Raw genomic sequence first — 18,187 nt, 5'->3', positions numbered from 1 at the left:
CGTGACCTGAGCCATGAAAAGTCTCCTAGCAGCGGTATGCGGGATGCAACGCGCCGATCCTACTGCCCGTCCCTGTTCCCGCGAGGGGACGGCCGTGGATCCGGACACCGTGGTACTCCGGGCATCCCTGCCCGGTCCTGCCGTGCTGCGTCGTGCGGTGCCGCGCTGATGGCAACGGGCTTGTGGTGTTGCCCTGTTGGCGGCAGGGGTCGTGTGTGGCGGCGGGGGCCGGCTTGCCCCGATCCCGGCCCCGGGCCCCTCGGCCCGCCGGAAAACCGGGTGCGTCCGGCCAAGTCGCGCCGCACACTGGGCCGGTCACGCACCGTCGCCGCGAAGGAGCCCCGTGCAGGGAGCAGTCAGCGTCTCACCCGCCCAGATCCCCGAGCTGCTGCTCGGCCTGGCCACCGTCCGCCCGGTGTTCCTCTGGGGCGCCCCCGGGATCGGGAAGTCCTCCCTGGTCAGGGCGTTCGCCGAGTCGCTCGGCCTGGAGTGCGTGAGCCTGGTCGGCACCCAGCTCGCCCCGGAGGACCTGATCGGCGTCCCGCAGCTCACTCCCGAGGGCCGTTCCCGGTTCTGCCCGCCCGAGCAGATCGCCCGCGACGAGCCGTACTGCCTGTTCCTGGACGAACTCAACGCGGCCTCGCCGGACGTCCAGAAGGCCTTCTACTCGCTGATCCTGGACCGCCGGATCGGCTCGTACGAGCTGCCGCCCGGCTCGATCGTGATCGGCGCCGGGAACCGCGCCACCGACGGCGCGCTCGCCCGCCCGATGGCATCCGCGCTGGTCAACCGCATGGTCCACGTTCATCTCCGGGCCAGCGCCGAGGACTGGCTGCGCTGGGCGGCCGGTGCCGGCATCCACCCCTGGATCGTCGACCACCTCACCGACCGGCCCGACCACCTGTGGTCCGCCCCGCCCAAGACCGAGGAGCCGTTCTCCACCCCGCGGGCCTGGCACATGCTCTCCGACGCGCTGCACTCCTTCGGCCCCACCCTGGACGAGGGGACCCTCAAGGTCGTCGCCCACGGGCTGCTCACCGCACAGCACGCGGTCGCCTTCTGCGGCTACGCGAAGATCGTCCGCAACTCCTACGGCCTGGAGGCGATCCTCAAGGGCGACGCCCGCTGGCCGCACCGGCTGGAGGACCGCGACCTGCTCTACTACCTGGCCGACGCCTTCCGCGGCCGGCTCGTCAAGGAACTGCCCGCCCGCAAGGAGCACGCCTCCGGGGCGCAGCGGCAGACCGCCTTCCGGGCCAAGTCGCTGCTGGTGCAGCTGGCCGAGATCTCGGTGGAGGTCGCCCAGACGGTGATAGCCGACGGCCAGGACGGCAACCCGGTGCTGCCCTCCTGGTTCCTGATCGAGGCCGCCCGGGACATGCCCCGCCTGGTCGAGGCCCGTCGGTGAAGCACGCCCCGGCCGAGCGGAAGAAGCCGGACCCGGGCGCGGAGGCCTTCGCCGAGGGCCTTCACGTGCTCCGCCGCAACCCGGCCCTCGCCGCCCTGCGCGCCGACGTCTGCCGCAGTGAGGACTGCACCGTGGCCCCGCCGGACGGCTGGGCGGTGGCCGACTCCAACGGCACCCTGCACGTCAATCCGCGCCGCCGGGCCGAACCCGACGAGTGGGCCTGGGTGCTGGCGCACTGCCTGCTGCACCTGGGCTTCGGCCACCTCCCGGGTGCCCGCGGCACCCGGACCCAGCCCGACGCGCACCACGCCGCCGCCCGCTGCGCGGTGGTCAACCGCTTCCTCGTCACCTTCCCGGTCGGCCGCGCCCCGGTCGCCCTCCCGCAGGAGTACCCGGGCGGCGACGAGGAGGAACTGGCCGCCCGCTGGCGCCGCGACGGCCTGCCGCCCACCACCGCCGGCACGGCCGGCACCGCCGAACGCGACCAGCTGCTCGTCGAGTGGCGCGGCCACGGCCAGGCCCGCGAGGACTGGCCGACGGCCTTCGCGGCCGCGCTCACCCGCACCATGTCCGCCGCGATGGACCGGGCCGGCGGCCGGATCGACACCGAGACCGGCGAACGCCTGCCCGAGCGGCCCTGGAACCGGGCACTCAACTGGTTCGTCTCCTCGTACCCCCTGCTCGGCGGCATCGCGGCCGGCCTCACCGTCGTCGCCGACGCCGAACTCGCCCGCGCCCACGACATCGCCGTCGCCGCCGTCAACGCCGAGGCCGCCGAGATCTACGTCAACCCGCTGCGCCACCACACCGACGAGGAGTGGCGGTTCATCCTCGGCCACGAGATCCTGCACGCCGCCCTGCGGCACGGCGAGCGCCGCGGTGGACGGGACCCGTTCCTGTTCAACGTCGCCGCCGACTACGTCATCAACGGCTGGCTGCTGGAGATGGGTGTCGGCGAGATGCCCGACGGGCTGCTGCACGACCCGCGGCTGAAGGGCCTGTCGGCCGAGGAGGTGTACGACCGGATCGCCCGCGACCAGCGCCGGATCCGCCGGCTCGCCACCCTGGCCGGGAAGAACCGCCCGGACGTCCTCGGTGAGCCGCTCGGGCCGCCCCGGGACTACGTGGACCTCGACGACTTCTACCGGCGCGGCCTCCAGCAGGGCTTTGAACTGCACCGGCGCGGACGCGGCCTGCTCCCGGCCGGGCTGGTCGAGGAGATCCGGGCGCTCGCCCACCCGCCGCTGCCCTGGGACGCCCGACTGGCCCGCTGGTTCGACGAGTTCGTGCCGAGGCCGGAACCGGTGCGCAGTTACGCCCGCCCCGCCCGTCGGCAGTCCGCCACCCCGGACATCCCCCGGGCCGGCCGCCACCACCCCGAGGAGGAGGTGCCGCGCTGCACCTTCGGGGTCGTCCTGGACACCTCGGGCTCGATGGACCGGACACTGCTCGGCAAGGCGCTCGGCGCGATCGCCTCCTACGCGGCCGCCCGGGACGTCCCGGCCGCCCGGGTGGTGCACTGCGACGCCGCCCCGCACGACGCCGGCTACCTCCCGGTCGAGGAGATCGCCGGGCGCCTGCGGGTGCACGGACGCGGCGGCACCGTCCTCCAGCCGGGCATCGACCTGCTGGAACGGGCCGAGGACTTCCCGCCCGGGGCACCCGTCCTGGTGATCACCGACGGCGAGTGCGACGTGCTGCGGGTGCGCCGCGAGCACGCCTTCCTCGTCCCGCGCGGCGCCGCGCTGCCGTTCACCCCGCGCGGACCGGTCTTCCGGATGAGCTGAGCGCACCGGCCCGGGCGGTCGGCCTCCCGGTTCCCGCGCCCGGCAAGCGTCCAACAGACAAGCCCTAACCGCCGCAGGTCAGGTCCTTCGCGGGCAGTCGGCCCGTGGTCAGGTAGCGGGTGACGCTGCCGTCCGCGCAGGACGGGCCGGCCACCACCACGCCGTGGCCCTCGCCACCGGCCACCGTGACCATCCGCGCGCCGTGCAGGGCCCGCCGCATGCCCCGGGCCATGGCCGGCGTCGCCTGGGGGTCCCACTCGTTCTGCACGATCAGCGCGTTGACGTCGTTGTTCACCACGGTGGCCGACTCGGCGGCCGCCGACTTCCAGAACGCGCACGGCTGGATGTTGGCCCCCAGGTCCCCGGCCAGCGGGTACGCGGCCCGGTCGCGGACCGCGTCCCGGCGGTACTGCTCGGGGTCGCGCGGCCAGCTGCGGGAGTCGCCGCAGAGGACGGCCCAGACGGCGGCGGTCGTGTTGTCCGTCGGGACGACCGACGGCACCGCCGGTGCGGCGGGCCCGCCCGCGGCGGCGGCCTTCAGCGCGACGATCCAGCGGGTGACGGCCTCGACGTGGACGAACGCGGCGTACCCGGCACGGATCGCGTCGCCGTCGAGCGTCCCGTTCTCCGTCGGGACGGGCGTGCGGTCGGCGTGGGCGACCAGGTCCCAGTACGTCCTGCGGACCTCCGCCGCCGTGGAGCCCAGCCCGTACGTCGCGTTGCGGGCGGCGGCCCACTCGGTCCATCGGGTGAAGGCGAGTTCGGCCCCCGGCGCCGCCTCCCGGAGCATCCCCCGCCACGCGAGCGACGGATCGAGCGCGCTGTCGAGCACGAACCGGTCCGAACGCTGGGGGAACATCTGCGTGTAGACGGCGCCCAGGTAGGTGCCGTACGAGTGCCCGAAGTAGGAGATCCTCCGCTCGCCCAGTGCCGCCCGGACGACGTCCATGTCCCGCGCCGTGTTACGGGTGGTGATGTGCGGCAGCACGTCCCCCGCCTTGGCCCAGCACTTGTCGGCCACCGTCCGGGCCCAGGCTACGTCCTTCGCGAACGTCCCAGGGGCGTAAGGGTGTTGGAAGGTCCGCTGGTCGGCCGGCAGGTCGCAGCCGATCGGCGTGCTCTGCCCGACCCCGCGCGGGTCGAACCCGATCAGGTCGAACCGGTCCCGTACCTCCGCCGACAGCAGCGGCTCCATCTCGACGGGCAGGGTCAGCCCCGGGCCGCCCGGGCCGCCGGGGTTCATCAGCAGCACGCCGTGCCGCTGCTCCGCGCTGCCCGCCCTGACCCGCGAGATCGCGATGTCGATCGTCCGGCCGCCGGGGTCGCGGTAGTCCAGCGGCACCTTGACCTTCGCGCACTCGAACGTCGCCGGGTGGTCCACATCGCAACGCTCCCAACGGAGTTGCTGCCGTGCGTAGCGCTGGAGCGGATCGCTCGCGGCGAACGCCGTCATGGGGGTGAGCGCCGTCAGCACGGTCGTCACCGCGCCGACCGTCAGCACGGAAATCGTCCGTCCGTCTCGCAGAACCATGTCAGTCCTCTGGGCAGAATCGGTACCTCGGAATTGCTCCAGTCTCCGTTCCGCCGCACCCGCACCACGTACGGCGCGGGGAGGGGCTCAAGATCCAACCTGCGGCGTACGCCGCCGTGCTGACGTCCTGCCGAAGTCCCATGCCCCGTCATCCACCTCTCAGGGTGGAGGGACCGCCGGCCGGCTGTCGGCAGCCCACGGGTGGGTGCGGTCACCCGGCGGAGTGGAGAACGGGTGATTCCCCGGCGGGGCGGCTCCGTCGGGCGGTACGGTGCCCGCATGACCGTGCTCGTCCGCCGTCGTCACATCGACTTCGGCCGCGTCCACTCCACCGGCTGTCCGGTCATCGCCTGATCACCTGATCCGCCCGGCTGCGCCGTTCTGTTCCGCGCTGTTCCGCGCTGTTCCGTTCCGCGCCGTTCTGTTCGGCGCAGGTCCGTCCCGCGTCGAACGGCGCCGCCGTGGGGGCCGTCGTCCGCCGCCGCCCGGGGCGCCCCGTCCGCCGCCCGACATCCAGGTGAATCCGCGCCGGCGTGCAACCCTGCGACCCGGCCGGAAAGGCCCTCGGAGACCTCGGAGACCCCGGCGACCCCGGCGGCCGGCGACGGCGATCAGTGGATCAGCGGCCGTCCTCGTGCCCGAGACCGCGGTCGGGTGCGCTCATGTCGCCCGTCCTGGGCGTGCCGTCGGCGAGCCCGTAGCGCAGGAAGACGGTGCCCTGCGGAGCGGCCACCGGCGGTTCGAGGAGCGTGAGGTTCGTGGGCACCGCGCCGCTGTCGAACACCTTCTTCCCGACGCCGAGCACGATCGGGTGCACCCACAGGTCGAGCCGGTCGAACAGCTTCTCCCGCAGGAGGGTCTGCACCAGGTCCAGGCTCCCGACGACCTTCACGTGCTCGTGCCGGTCACGGACCTCGCGCACCGCGGTGGCCAGGTCCGGGCCCAGCAGCGTGGATCCCGCCCACGGGAGGTCGGGCGTGCCGCGGGAGGCCACGTACTTCGGGACGCGGTTGAAGAGCTCGGCGATCTCGCCGTCCTTCTGGTGCGGCCAGTAGGAGGCGAAGATGTCGTACGTCCGCCGGCCCAGCAGCAGGGCGTCCGTCCCCTCGTACGCGGCAAGGATCTGCGCCCCGGTGACCTCGCTCAGCAGGGGCGCCTGCCAGCCGCCGAACGGGAACCCCACCGGGTCCTCGTCGGGCCCGCCGGGCGCCTGCCCGACGAGGTCGAGGGTCGCGAACAGTTCGATGTGGATGAGGCCCATGTCTGTCTCCCGATGAGTCGGTCGTTCCCGTCGAGGTTGTAGACCCGCAGGGGCCGAAAGACTCATCGCCGCGCCGAACTCCGGTTTTCCGTCTCTGCCACCGGGGCCGCCGGGGCCGACGGCGGCGAGGGCGGCGCGGGTGGCGCGGGCGCGCGATCAGAACTTGCGCGCCTGGGTGACCTGGTTCAGGTGGATGAGGACGTCGTAGGCCCGGCCGATCGCGAGCCGAGGCATCGGATCGCTGACATAGACCGAGCCCGCGTCGTAGGTGGGGCGGCTGACGTCCAGCCAGTCGCGGGCCGCCCGGGGCGCGGTGCGCAGGTCGACGTAGTAGTCCCGGTAGCGGACCTGGTCGAGGGTGTACTCGTTCATGTCCGGCGTGGCCGCCGGGACGGTGACGGTCTTCCAGTCACCGGTCAGCACTTCGTCGTTGGTGAGGAAGGAGCCGCTGTCGAAGGTGAAGCCGACGGCCACGTAGTCACGGCCGTAGGTGTCGCGCAGCCGGGAGCCCTGCGGCCGGGGGTACAGGAAGGTGTCGGTGGCCAGGTAGCCCGTGTGCCCGTTGTGCGCCGACAGCAGCACCTTGCCGCCGGTGCGGCGCTGCCACCACGCGGTGTTGTCCGCCATCGCCCGGTCGCGCAGCTGCTCCGAGGCGGAGACGGAGGCCGGGTCGGCGAGGTCGAGGGCGGCGAAGGCGAAGGTCTCGGCGATGTTCCGGGCGTGCTGCACCGCCCATGCGTGGGCGTCGCCGTCGGAGGCGCCGGTACCGCTCGCGGTGACCAGGTCGAGTGCGCGTTGTGCCTTGGCGGCGTTGTCGCGGCGCTCGGCGGGCGGCTTCCGCAGGTAGGCGAACGCGTCGTCGAACGGCCGCAGGCCGGCGTAGAGCTCGTCGAGTTGCGGGAGGACGTCGGGGCGGGCCCCGCGCACATAGGTGGTGACCCGTTCGAACATCCGGTCGCCGAGCCTCGGGAGGCCGAGGTCGTCACCCACGAAGTGGACCGGGTGCTGCGGGTGGCTCCGGTTGTGGGCCCGCATCCAGGCGATCAGGTCGGCGAACTCCTCACGGTCCCACGGGCTGCCGCCCAGGGCGTCCTTGACGATCTGCCGGGCGTCGCCCGGACCGCCCTGGACGTACTCGTCGATCTGCAGGCCGCTGCTCCAACTCGTCTCCAGGGCGAAGGTGGTGAAGCCCTTCTCCTCGACGAGGTAGCGGAACACCCGCTGCTTCATCGCGAAGAACTCGTGCGAGCCGTGGGTGGCCTCGCCGAGGCCGACCACCCTGGCGTCGCCGATCATCGCGCCCAGGGCACGCAGGTCGGCGGTACGGCCGCCGGGTTCCGTCGTCCACAGCGGCCGGGCGACGCTCTCCAGCGCGCTCACCACGGGGGAGCGCTGCGCCGTCGCCGGGTCCGTGGCCGCGCCGGTGGCGTTGAGGCCCACCGGCGCGGCGACCGCCGCCACCGGGACCAGCACGGCCGCGGTGGCCACCGCCGCCGTCAGCAGCCCCCGCCGCCCGATCCGCTCGTTGCCTGCCATCGTTCCGATCACTCCTCACCTCGACGGAACGCCGATGACCTCGGCGTTCGGTGAGTCGATCCTCGCGTCGACGGGGCCGCGGCGCGCTGGGGCGGACCGCCGTCTTTCCCGGGGGGTGACCCCCGTTCGGATCCGGTGGCCGGCCCCCGGCCGACGGCGGCCCGCGGACCGTTACGGCGCGCGGCGCACCCGCCCGGACCCGAGGGCACCCCCGGTCCGAATCGTGCGACGCCTCCAACAGCACTGCCGCGACGGCGACTTCGTACCGGCCAGGCCGCCCCGCGGTGAACACCGTCCGTCCGTCGCCGAGGTCGGTGTGCAAGCGGACCGCCGTCGCCTCGCGTCTCGGCTCAGATGAGGGCGATGACCAGCACGGCGGCTGCCGCCAGGAGGAGAACCGTCAGCGCCGGCGCACCGGGGCGCCCACCGGGTTCGGAGGTGACGGCGACGAACGAGACGGCGGGGACCGCGAGCGAGAGGACGATCGCCAGCCACCCGACGATGCCGGTGGGAACCCCGGCGACCATGGCGCCCCAGACGGTCGTGAACATCACCGCCAGCCAGGCCGTCGCGGTCAACACCGCCCAGGCCGCGCGCGCGGTCCACCGCTCGACCGGGTCGGCCGCGCGGAAGTTGGTGCGGGTCATCGTCCAGATCCGGGGCAGGTTCGCCACTGGTACATCCTCTCGAAACAACATCCTCGGGCGCCGGCGACGGACGCGTGCCGAGCACGGCTGTCTTGCCGGAAGTACGTGCGGCCACGGCCGGGCCCCCAGCTGATGGTGACTCCGTCGGCGTCGACCCGGACCAGGTACCGCATGGCGATGAGGCGACTCGCGGCGACCGGCGGCACCGTCCCGCCGACGAGCAGGATCACGGAGCCGGGGCCGAAGTGGAACTTCACGCGGCCGGCGAGGAGTTCGGCCGTGACGGCCACGAGCGGGAGCGCGACATCGGCCGCGTCGGGGCTGAACCTGTCTTTCCCCCCGGAAGATCGGTTCGTTCACACGTCGCACCCTACGCCTGCCTCGCCCGGGCCCCACCAGGAGGTCGGATTGACGGACTGTCATGATCGCGGCGTGCGGGGGATCCCGCTCCGCCCGGAGGCCGCTCCGCCCGGATCCCGCTCCGCTCGGAGGCCGCGCGCGCCGGCCCCTGCGCGACCGTGGATCGGCCGACGATACCGGCCGGATGGGGTTTCTCATCTTCATGACGCTGCCGGGGCTGGTGCTACTGCGAGCGTGTCCTCGCTGGGCAGCTATGGATTCAGCGACAAGGCCAGTTCCTCCTACGACATCACCAGCCGGCCGGTGGTGCTCCACGAGAACGTGGACTACGGGGGCGGCCAGTTGTCGGTCCGGTCGCAGGGCTCCGGAAGCCTCGCCGGTCCTGGAACGACAAGGTGTCCTCTCCGAGGTTCCTCTCCCAGGTGCCCGCTGCTCCGGCCGTACCGGCCCCGCGGCCGAAGTGGGGAAGCGCCCCCGGTTTGGTAGGGTCGGGCCATCACCGGGGACTGCTCCCCGTTTTCCAGGGGGGAAAGAACGTGCCGGCTCCGACGCTTCAGGAACTGTCTCCCGCGGGCCTCGATGTCACCATCGACCCGTACCCCGCCTACGCGGCACTGCGCGAGAAGGGGCCGGTCCACCGGGTGCTCGTCCCGGGATCCGGCGAAGCATGGCTCGTCGTCACCCGTGACGAGGCCCGCGCCGCCCTCACCGATCCCCGGCTGAGCAACGACATCAGGCACTCCTCCGCATGGACCGACGACGGTGGCCACGCCCTCGGGGTCAACATGCTCCAGAGCGACCCACCCCAGCACACCCGGCTTCGCGAGCTGGTCGCCGACAAGTTCACGGCCGGCCGGATCCGGGCGCTGCGCCCCCGCATTCAGGAGATCGCCGACAGCCTGCTCGACGCCCTGCCCGAGGCGGGTTCCGTCGACCTCGTCGCCTCCTACGCGCTGCCGCTGCCGATGACCGTCATCTGCGAACTGCTCGGCGTACCGGCGGCGGACCGCGCCGGCTTCCACGCGTGGTCCACCGAACTGGTCGCGCCCAGCTCCCCCCAGGCCGCCGGCGCGGCGGCCGGCGCCATGACCGGCCACCTCACGGCCCTCATCGAGGAACGCCGGACCAGCCCGCGCCAGGACCTGCTCAGCGCGCTCGTCACCCCGACCACCGACGGGCTCTCCGCCGAGGAACTGCTCGGAATGGCCTTCCTCCTCCTCGTCGCAGGGCACGAGACCACCGTGAACCTCATCTCGGGGGCGGTCCTCTCCCTGCTCGCACACCCCGAGCAACTCGCCGCCCTGCGCGCCGATCCCGGCCTCGTCGACAGCGCGATCGAGGAGACCCTCCGGTACGACGGCCCGGTGGAGTCCGCGGCCTTCCGCTACGCCACCGAACCGGTCCGGATCGGCGACACCACCATCCCGGCAGGCGACAGCGTCCTCGTCTCCCCGGCCGCGGCCTCACGCGACCCGCGCCACTTCCCCGACCCGGACAGGTTCGACATCCACCGCAGGCCCGCCGGCCACCTCGCGTTCGGCCACGGCATCCACCACTGTCTCGGCGCCCCCCTCGCCCGGGTCGAAGCCGCCATCGCCCTGCGCACCCTGATCGGGCGTCGCCCTCGCCTCGCCCTCGACGCCGACCCGGCAGACCTCGTCCGGCGGCCGAGCACCATGCTGAGGGGACTGACGAGCCTGCCGGTGCGCTTCCACGACGCGAGCGACGCCGCAGGCTGACGCGCTCCCACGGGAGCGCCGTTGTCGCCGCCGACCTCACCGCGTCCGACGCACCGGAGCGGGTCAGCCCGCCGCCCACGAGGGCCTCCCGCCCAGTTCGCCTCGGTCGCGGCCGGCGCCCCCGCGCCCCTGCTCGCCACCGCGCTCCTCAAGGACTACGGCGCCTCCACCCCGATCTCGCTCTACGTCACGATGGCGGGCGTGCTCACGGTGGTCGCCGTGGTGTGTGCCCGTGAGACCCGTGGGCGGGATCTCGCGAACCTGGAACAGAACACCGCGACGAACGACGACCAGGAGGCCGCCGCCACCACGGTTTGACACTCGGCGCGAACCACGAGGCAGGGGCTGGATCACCGGCTCCCGCCTCGCGGCGTTTCCCGGCTTCCCTGCGCCTCCGCGCCGACGCGGGTACCTCTGCGGCCATGGCGGCGTCCGAGGGCAGCAGCTCGATCAGGACCTGCGACACCTGTCAGGCCGCCGTGCGGACACGTCCTCTGTTCACGCTTCCGAGTGCATGTCGCACCGGCACATGACGGCTGCGTCGAGGATGGACTTCCCAGCCATTACCGCTGCTCCTGGTGAGTCGCATGCTTCACGTCACAGCCGCATGCTTCACGTCACAGTCCCCGCCGAGCCGGATCCACCCCGCGGGCCGGCCCGGCGAGGTCGACGGCCATCCCCACCTCCCCCACCCAGGAGCCCCTCCATGTCACGTTCGCCCGGTGCGGTCCGTACGAGGCACGGCCTCCGCCGCTGGATCTCCGCCACGACCGGTGCGCTCGCCCTCGCGGCGGGCCTGCTCACGGCCGGCGCGCCGTGGGCTTCCGCGGCGAGCCTCACCCAGGTCAGCGGCTTCGGCTCCAACCCCGGAAACCTGGCCATGTACGAGTACGCGCCGGACGGCCTGGCCGCCGGTCGTCCGCTGGTCGTCGCCCTGCACGGGTGCCTGCAGAGCGCCGCGGACTACCACAGTCACTCCGGCTGGGCGCAGTTCGCCGACAAGTACGGCTTCGCGGTCGTGTACCCGCAGACCGGCTCGACCAACAACGCCCTCTCCTGCTTCCGCTGGTTCGACTCCTCGCAGAGCACCCGTGACAGGGGGGAGGCCCTCTCCGTCAAGCAGATGGTCGACAAGGCCGTCGCCCAGTACGGGACCGATCGCAGCCGGATCTACGTGACGGGTCTGTCCGCGGGCGGCGGCCAGGCCGCCAACCTGCTCGCCGACTACCCCGACGTCTTCGCCGGCGGTGCCGTCGACTCCGGCCTGCCGGCGCAGTGCGCCACCGTGCAGAGCGCCGCCTCCGGCTGCCAGAACAACGATCAGCGCCTCACCCCGGCCCAGTGGGCTGCCAGGGTCCGCAACTCCTACCCCGGCTGGACCGGCTCCTACCCGCGGGTGGCGATCTGGCAGGGCACCGGCGACACGGTGGTGAAGCCCGTCAACGGGACGGAGCTGCGCGACCAGTGGACCGGCGTCTGGGGCGTCTCCCAGACTCCTTCCAGCACCCGGACCCTCACCGGTGGCACCACGCTCACCTCCTACAACGACCCGAACGGCAAGCCCGCCGTGCAGCTCTACTCGATCGCCGGCATGAGTCACGGTCTGGCCGTCGATCCCGGCTCCGGCACGGGCCAGTGCGGTGCGACCGGTGCGTACTACCTCAACACGATCTGCTCCAGCTACTACACGGCCGCGTTCTGGGGGCTCGACGGCTCCGGCAGCGGTGGGAACGGCGGCAGCGGCACCCTCCCGGCGCCGAGTGGTCTGACCGTCACCGGCACCACGGACACCACCGTGTCGCTCGGCTGGTCCGCCGTCAGCGGTGCGGCCTCGTACGACGTCTACCGCAACACCACCAAGGTCGGCTCCGCCACCGGCACCGGATACACCGACACCGGCCTGGCCGAGGGGACGACCTACACCTACACCGTGGCCGCCGTCGACTCCGCCGGGGCCGCCGGTACCTCCTCCGCCGCGGTGACCGCCACCACTACCGGCTACGTCGCCCAGTGCTTCACCGCGAGCAACTACAGCCAGGTCACCGCCGGGCGCGCCCACACCAGCGGCGGCTACACCTACGCCAACGGCTCCGACCAGAACATGGGCCTCTACAACATCCTCACCACCCACACCCTGAAGGAGACGTCCGACGGCTACTACGTGGTCGCCGACGGCGGCTGCTGACCGGCCCGCGACGTTCCGCCCCGCCCCGTACACGTCGAAGGGCCGGCGGGGGCCGGCCCTTCGAGCGGGGGGAGGGAGGTGGTCAGAGGCGGAACGGGTTGGCGTTGCGGGCCGCGAGGAGGTGCCAGGCGGTGGCGCCGGTGTGGAGGGAGGCGTAGTACTGGTCGCCCATGCCGGTGTCGAGGCCGTCCCGGGACGCGGCGACGATGCCGAAGCCGTCGTGGTTGGGGGCCTGCTCCTGGGCGGTGGCGAGGGTGGAGACCAGGGCGGCGGCGGTGGCGGTGTCCTCGGCGCGGCCGCGGGCGTAGAGCGCGCTCAGCAGTTGGGCGGTGCCCTCGAACCAGACCTTGCTCCGGTCGGCGCTGCCGAAGGGGACGCCCCGGTAGGGGCCGTCCTGGGTGAGCTGGTTGCGCACGAGCCAGTCCACCGCCGGGGCGTCGTCGGGGCTGAGCGTGGCGAGGTAGCTCCAGACCTGGACGTCGGCGGGGACGACGTCGGTGTTCACGCTGACTCCGTCGAGTCCGGTGCCGGTCCACAGGTGGCCGTCGGCGGCCCGCATGGAGCGCACGAACCCGAACGCGGCGTCCGAGCGGCTCTTCCAGGCACCCGCCTGGCGGTGGGGCTGCTGTTCGCGGGCCACGAGACCACGTCGACCCGGATCGACCTGGGGGTCCTGTTCCTGCTCAGCGACACCGGCCGCCGCGACCGCTTCGCCGCCGACCCCGACGGGTCGGCCCGCGCCACGGTGGAGGAGGTCCTGCGGATGGCCGCGCCCGGCGCCCTGGGCCTGACCCGCTACGCCCGCGAGGACGTCACCGTCGGCGGGGCGGCGATCGCGCGGGGCGAGGCGGTGCTGGTGTCGATCAACGCCGCGAACCGGGACGGGCGGGCGTTCGAGGAGCCGGACACCTTCGACCCGTCGCGTTCCCCCAACGCGCACCTCGCCTTCGGGCACGGCGGCCACTACTGCATCGGCAACGCGCTGGCCCGTACCGAGATGCAGATCGCGCTGACCGCGCTGTTCCGGCGCTTCCCCGGCCTGCGGCTCGCGGTGGACGCGCGCAGCCTGCGCGACCACTCCGAACGGCTGGCGGGCGGCATCGGAGAGGTGCCGGTCCGGTGGTGAACGGGGAACGGCTGCGCGAGCGGCCCGCCGCGCGGGTGACGGCGGACGCCTCGCGGTGCGTGTCGTCGGGGCAGTGCGCGGTGACCGCGCCGTCGGTGTTCGACCAGGACGAGGCCGGGCAGGTCGTCGTGCCGGCCGCCGAGCCCGTCGGGCGGGCGGCGGAACAGGCCCGCGAGGCGGCCGCCAGGTGCCCGGTCGCCGCGCTCCGGTGGCATCCGACGGGCTGACCGACGGCGGTGCCGGCCTCTCCACGGTGCAGGCCTCTCGACGGTGCCGGCCTCCCGGCGGGGCGGCCGGCACCTGCCTCGGCGTCAGGGCGTGCGGGGGCGCAGCGCGGGGGCGGGACAGGGCAGCGGACGGGCCCCGGCGGGGGAGAGGCCGTCGAGGACCAGGGCCAGGTACCGGCGCCAGCCGTCCTCGCCCGGGTCCATCGTCCACAGCACCGAGACCAGCATGACGACGATGCGGTGCAGGTCGTCGGGCACGAGGTCGGCGCGGATCACGCCCGCGCCCTGACCACGCGCCAGCAGGTCGTCGAGGGCGGCGAAGAACTCCTCGCCGGTCGCCGGGGTCAGGACGCCGGCGGCGCGGGCGGCGGCCAGGACGTTGAAGTCGCCGGCCACCGATTCCAGGGCCGCCGCCAGCACGCGGGCCAGCCCGGAGGCCGGGTCGGGGTCGCGGGCGGCGGCCTGGATGACGGGCCGGACGTTCTCGCCGAAGCGCTGGTCCAGCACGGCCCGCAGGAGCGCGGCCTTGTCGGGGAAGCGTCGGAAGAGCGTCGCCGCCCCGACACCGGCCCGGCGCGCCACCTCGTCGAGGTGGGCGTCGGGGCCCTGTTCGGTGAAGACCTCCCGGGCAGCCCGGATGATCTTCTCAGCGTTGCGGGCGGCGTCGGCGCGCAGCAGCCGGGGAGCGTCGGGGACCATCCCCGCACCCTATCCAAGGGCCGCCGGGCCGCCGCCGGGCAGCTCAGCCGCCGAGTCGCCGAGTCGCCGAGTCGTCGAGCCGCCGGGCAGCTCAGCCGTCGAGCCGTCAAGTCGTCGAGCCGCCGGGCCGCCGGGCGAACCGGCCCCGCGGCCACGTCCGACCACGGCAGCGGAAATCCATTGGGAGACACCCGATCCGACCCGCCACACTGACCGCATGCCGTACGAAGCCGATCAGTTCCTCGCCGACCTCGACCCGCTCTCCCACGCGGAGCGCCAACAGCTCGTCGCCCGCACGGCCCGGGAGCTCGACCCCGACAAGGAACTCCCCGGGCTGCTGTCCGACCTGGACCGCGCCGGCGTGTACGGCCGGCGGCTGGCCGCGCTCGCCGCGTCGGCCGGCCGCGCCACCGGCTACCTCACCGAGCGGCTGACCGACCCCGACCCGGTGGTCCGCGGGTACGCCCTGCGTGCCGCCCGCACCCACGGCATCCCGGACGAGGCGATCGAGGCGGCCTTCACCGGAGCCTCCTGCGCCCTGCGCCGGCAGCTGGCCCGGGTCGTGCGGCAGGGCCGCCGGCACCGGCTCGCCGAGCGGCTGGTGGGCCGGCTGCGCGCCGAGTGGGGCGACGCCGAGGCCGCCCGGCTGCTCTCCGCCTGCAGCCCCGCGTTCGTCGCCCGGACGCTGCCCGACCTCGCGCACGCCGCACACCTCGCGCCGCTGGCCGCACGCTTCCCGGACGAGGTCGTCGACCACCTGGAACAGGTGCTCGCGGAGCGCCCCGAGACGCTGCGGCTCGGTCAGTGGCCCGCGCTCGCCGACGTCCTCGGCACGGTCGCGCGAACCCGCCCCGAACGGCTCCTCGGCCTGCTGGAGCGGTTCGGCCCGGACCTCCCGCTGCGCCGCGACCACCTGCCGGCACTGGCCGCCGCGGACGCCGAACGCACCGTCCGCATCCTCGCCGACCCGCGGCGCGGCGCGCTCGGGCCGTACACCACGCCGCCCACGAGCGGCACCCTGCGCCGACTGGTGCGCGCCGACCCGCCCTCGCTGCCCGCCCTGGGCCGCCACTGGCTGGCCGCGCCCCGCTGCTTCGTCGCCCTGCTGCGCACCCTTCCGCCGGGCCGACGCGACGCGTTCCTCGACCTCGTGTACGCCGGCGCCCTCCCGCGGGAGGGCGAACTGCCCGCTCTGCTACCGCTGTTCCCGCACGCCCGCCGCCATGCCGAAGCGCGGCGGCAGGCCGCCGCGCGCCGCGCCGAGGGCCGCCCCTGGGCCCGGATCGCCCCCGTCCTGGCCTACCTGCCCACCGAGGAGGCCCAGCCGCAGCTGCGGGCGGCCCTGTCCCGACCGGACGCCGACGACCGCGCCGCCGCCTGGACGGGCCTGCTCGCCAACGCGGCCGCCTCCGACGACCGGGCCGCCGTCCAGGACGCGCTCGCGCTGCTCCCGCGGCTGCGCAACGAGCAGGACCCGGTGCGCTGTGCGGCGCTGACCGCACTGGTCCAGGTGCCCGCCCGGTTGCTGACCCCGGCGGCGGTGCCCCACCTGGACGCCGCCGTTCAGGACGCGGTCGACGCCCGCGACTGCTCGTACGCCACCAGGGCCGCTCTGCAGCGGCTGGTCGCCGAGGTGCTGCGCGAGCACGCCCTCGCCGACGGGGCCGAACTGGTCGACTGGGCGCTGCGGAGCCTGCGGCGGATCGCCGGGCAGAGCGGCACGGTCGAACTCGGCCCGCTGGAGCACCGGCTGCGCCGGGGCCAGGAACACTCCGTGTTCGCGACCCTGCGGCCGTGGCTGGACACCATGGCCGACACCGCGGAGTACTGGCTGCTGTTCACCCTGACCCGCTCGCTCGGCCGACGGGCCCGGGGCATCCCCGAGCTGCAGGAACTCCTCCTGCACGCCCTCCAGTTCGGGTCGGACGCCGCCTTCACGAAGGCCGCCGGCCTGTGGCTGGACGACCCGCGCACCCGCGGTGCCCGGGTCGCCGAGATCCTCGAACTCGAGCCCTCCGCCGCCGTCCTGTCGCCGGTGTGCGAGGTGCTGGTCGAACACCGCACGGACCTCCTCGACCCGCTCCTCGCCCCCGAGCCGCCGTACGGGAGGTTCCTGAAGCGCCCGCAGCGGGCGGTCCTGCCCCCCACCTGGTCGGCGAGCCGCTGGACCCCGCGCCAGTGGCGGGCCGCCGCCCGGCTCGCCGCCGCGGCGGCCGGCGATCCGACCCTGCCGCTGCACGCACGGGCCGCGGCCGTCCGCGCCGCCGCCGCGATACCCGAGTACGGCGAGGCGGTCGTCCGCGCCCAGCTGGACTCCGCCGAGGTGGTGCTCGCCGAGGCGGCGCTCGCCGCACTGGTCTGGACGGACCGGCCCGCCGACGCGCTGCGCGACCTGCTCGCCCACGCGGGCGGCGACCGCGCCCGGGTCGCGCTGTACGCGGCCACCCGGGCCGCCAGGTTCGCCCCGCCCCACGAGCTCGCCGAGCAGCTCGGCGCCCTGCTGTCCGGAACCCGGGGCAGCAAGGTGACCAGCCGCAAGGAGGCGGTGCGGCTGGCCGCCGAGCACCTGCCGCCGCCGACCGCCGCCGACCTGCTGGTGGCCGCGTGCCGCGTCGAGGGCCAGCACCACGACGTGCGCGCCGCGGCGGTCGCCTTCACAGCCGGCCTGCTGGACGCCGAACCGGTCTGGGAACTGCTCGCCGAAGCCGCCGAACAGGCCCCGCCGCCCGTGCGCCGCGCCGTCCTGCGGGCCGACCCGGCGCACCTGCCCGAGGCCCACCGCGCCCGCTACGCCCGCCTGGTGGCCTCCGTCGCCGCCGCGGCCGACCCGGAGGTCGCGGCACCGGCCCTCGCCGCACTGCCGCGGTGGGCCGTCTGGGCCCCGGAGACCGCCGACGTGGCCCGACGGGCCGTCACCGACCCGGCGAACCGCGGCGGCTGGCAGCAGGCCGCGGGCGCCGTCCGCGCGCTCGCTGCCTCCGGCCTGCCGCACCCGCTCGGCGGCGCCGCCCCCGGCAGCCTGCTGCACCGCACCCTCACCGAACTCGCCGCCGCCACGCGGACGGACGACCTCCACGCCGACGACGACCGGGACCTCCCGGCCCGACGGAGGCTCACCCACCTCGCCGACCTCCCCGCCGACGACCGCCACCGGCCACTGCTCGCCGGCACCGCCGACCTGCTCGCGGCCGAACCCGACCTGGCGGGCGTCCGGGCGGCCGCGCTGTGCCGCCTGGTGGACCCGACGGCCGGCCCCCGGGCACTGGCGGACGCGCTCGGCGCCCTCGCCGACGCCCACCGAGGCCGCCCGGCGGCGGCCGCGCTCACCGCGCTGACGCTGCTGCAGGAGCACGCCTCCGGCCCGCTGCCGCCGCCCGGGACACTCGACGCGCTGGCGCACACCGCCCGCCGCGACGACACCGACCCGGCCGCCGGACTGTTCGCAACGGCGCTGACCGAGGTGTTCGGGGACCGCCTCGGCTGGCCCCGGGAATGGCGGGCCCTGCTGCGCGAACTGCGCGGCCACCCCTCGGCGGACGTCCGCGAGCGCGCCCTCTCGGCCGTCATCCACCGGGAGTGACCGTCGGCCGGCCCGCCCGACGTGCGGCCACCACCCGCGACGGGGCTCCTCCCGCGTGACGTACCCCCGGTCCCGGCGGCCCGACCGCCGGGGCCGGGCGG

Annotated in this window: 13 protein-coding genes and 1 pseudogene; 8 read left to right on the top strand and 6 right to left on the bottom strand. The window is 74.5% G+C overall.

The genetic code is table 11. The features are described 5' to 3' along the window. Window positions 1-343: 343 nt before the first annotated feature. Together ACIQ87_RS34130 and ACIQ87_RS34125 are read left to right on the top strand one after the other, a co-directional pair. A complete protein-coding gene (locus ACIQ87_RS34130; protein ID WP_392884021.1) occupies window positions 344-1,408 on the top strand; it encodes an ATP-binding protein in 1,065 nt (354 codons plus the stop codon). Next, window positions 1,405-3,195 carry a hypothetical protein gene (locus tag ACIQ87_RS34125; RefSeq protein ID WP_402414575.1) on the top strand — a complete coding sequence of 597 codons (1,791 nt, stop codon included), beginning with the start codon at window positions 1,405-1,407 and terminating at the stop codon, window positions 3,193-3,195. Before ACIQ87_RS34130 ends, ACIQ87_RS34125 begins: the two co-directional genes overlap by 4 nt. Window positions 3,196-3,259: 64 nt before the next feature. On the opposite strand, the gene ACIQ87_RS34120 is transcribed toward ACIQ87_RS34125, so the two are convergent. The 4 genes from ACIQ87_RS34120 to ACIQ87_RS34105 form a co-directional block, all read right to left on the bottom strand. After that, window positions 3,260-4,726 (bottom strand): alpha/beta hydrolase, encoded by a 1,467-nt coding sequence (locus ACIQ87_RS34120; protein ID WP_402414573.1) that lies wholly within the window; start codon window positions 4,724-4,726, stop codon window positions 3,260-3,262. A gap of 619 nt (window positions 4,727-5,345) precedes the next feature. Then, entirely contained in the window at window positions 5,346-5,987 is a 642-nt protein-coding gene (locus ACIQ87_RS34115; RefSeq protein ID WP_402414570.1) for a dihydrofolate reductase family protein, read from the bottom strand. A 156-nt stretch (window positions 5,988-6,143) separates the two neighbouring features. Continuing rightward, a complete protein-coding gene (locus tag ACIQ87_RS34110) occupies window positions 6,144-7,523 on the bottom strand; it encodes an erythromycin esterase family protein (RefSeq protein ID WP_402414568.1) in 1,380 nt (459 codons plus the stop codon). Window positions 7,524-7,873: 350 nt separating this feature from the next. After that, window positions 7,874-8,197, bottom strand: coding sequence for a hypothetical protein (locus ACIQ87_RS34105; protein ID WP_402414565.1), 324 nt, complete (start codon window positions 8,195-8,197; stop codon window positions 7,874-7,876). Window positions 8,198-9,066: 869 nt separating this feature from the next. Between ACIQ87_RS34105 and ACIQ87_RS34100 the strand changes: the two genes are divergently transcribed. From ACIQ87_RS34100 to ACIQ87_RS34090, 3 genes and pseudogenes are all read left to right on the top strand, one after another. Beyond that, window positions 9,067-10,269, top strand: a complete 1,203-nt coding sequence (locus tag ACIQ87_RS34100) for a cytochrome P450 (protein ID WP_402414563.1) — start codon at window positions 9,067-9,069, stop codon at window positions 10,267-10,269. A 90-nt stretch (window positions 10,270-10,359) separates the two neighbouring features. Next, window positions 10,360-10,587, top strand: a pseudogene (locus tag ACIQ87_RS34095) (MFS transporter); the annotation flags it as partial. Between the two features lie 388 nt (window positions 10,588-10,975). Then, window positions 10,976-12,454: a PHB depolymerase family esterase gene (locus ACIQ87_RS34090; RefSeq protein ID WP_402414562.1), complete on the top strand. Its 1,479-nt coding sequence runs from the start codon at window positions 10,976-10,978 to the stop codon at window positions 12,452-12,454. Between the two features lie 82 nt (window positions 12,455-12,536). Here ACIQ87_RS34090 and ACIQ87_RS34085 read toward each other — a convergent pair whose 3' ends face one another. Then, window positions 12,537-13,094 carry a hypothetical protein gene (locus ACIQ87_RS34085; protein ID WP_402414561.1) on the bottom strand — a complete coding sequence of 186 codons (558 nt, stop codon included), beginning with the start codon at window positions 13,092-13,094 and terminating at the stop codon, window positions 12,537-12,539. On the opposite strand from ACIQ87_RS34085, the gene ACIQ87_RS34080 reads away from it, so the two are divergent. Continuing rightward, window positions 13,071-13,580 carry a cytochrome P450 gene (locus tag ACIQ87_RS34080; protein ID WP_402414559.1) on the top strand — a complete coding sequence of 170 codons (510 nt, stop codon included), beginning with the start codon at window positions 13,071-13,073 and terminating at the stop codon, window positions 13,578-13,580. The two genes, ACIQ87_RS34085 and ACIQ87_RS34080, sit on opposite strands and share 24 nt — an antisense overlap. Further along, window positions 13,574-13,807, top strand: a complete 234-nt coding sequence (locus tag ACIQ87_RS34075; RefSeq protein ID WP_402414558.1) for a ferredoxin — start codon at window positions 13,574-13,576, stop codon at window positions 13,805-13,807. The genes ACIQ87_RS34080 and ACIQ87_RS34075 overlap by 7 nt, the downstream gene beginning before the upstream one ends. Window positions 13,808-13,891: 84 nt before the next feature. Here the strand turns inward: ACIQ87_RS34075 and ACIQ87_RS34070 are convergent, their stop codons facing one another. Next, a complete protein-coding gene (locus ACIQ87_RS34070) occupies window positions 13,892-14,506 on the bottom strand; it encodes a TetR/AcrR family transcriptional regulator (protein WP_402414555.1) in 615 nt (204 codons plus the stop codon). 217 nt (window positions 14,507-14,723) lie between these two features. Here ACIQ87_RS34070 and ACIQ87_RS34065 point away from each other — a divergent pair, with 217 nt between their 5' ends. Continuing rightward, window positions 14,724-18,086: a hypothetical protein gene (locus tag ACIQ87_RS34065; protein ID WP_402414554.1), complete on the top strand. Its 3,363-nt coding sequence runs from the start codon at window positions 14,724-14,726 to the stop codon at window positions 18,084-18,086. The last annotated feature ends 101 nt before the right edge of the window (window positions 18,087-18,187 follow it).

The organism is Kitasatospora sp. NPDC096204 (assembly GCF_044763205.1).
In the GTDB taxonomy this organism is placed as follows: domain Bacteria; phylum Actinomycetota; class Actinomycetes; order Streptomycetales; family Streptomycetaceae; genus Kitasatospora.
The sequence above is the reverse complement of the archived record's forward strand: the minus strand, read 5'-3'. Positions and strand labels throughout refer to the sequence as shown.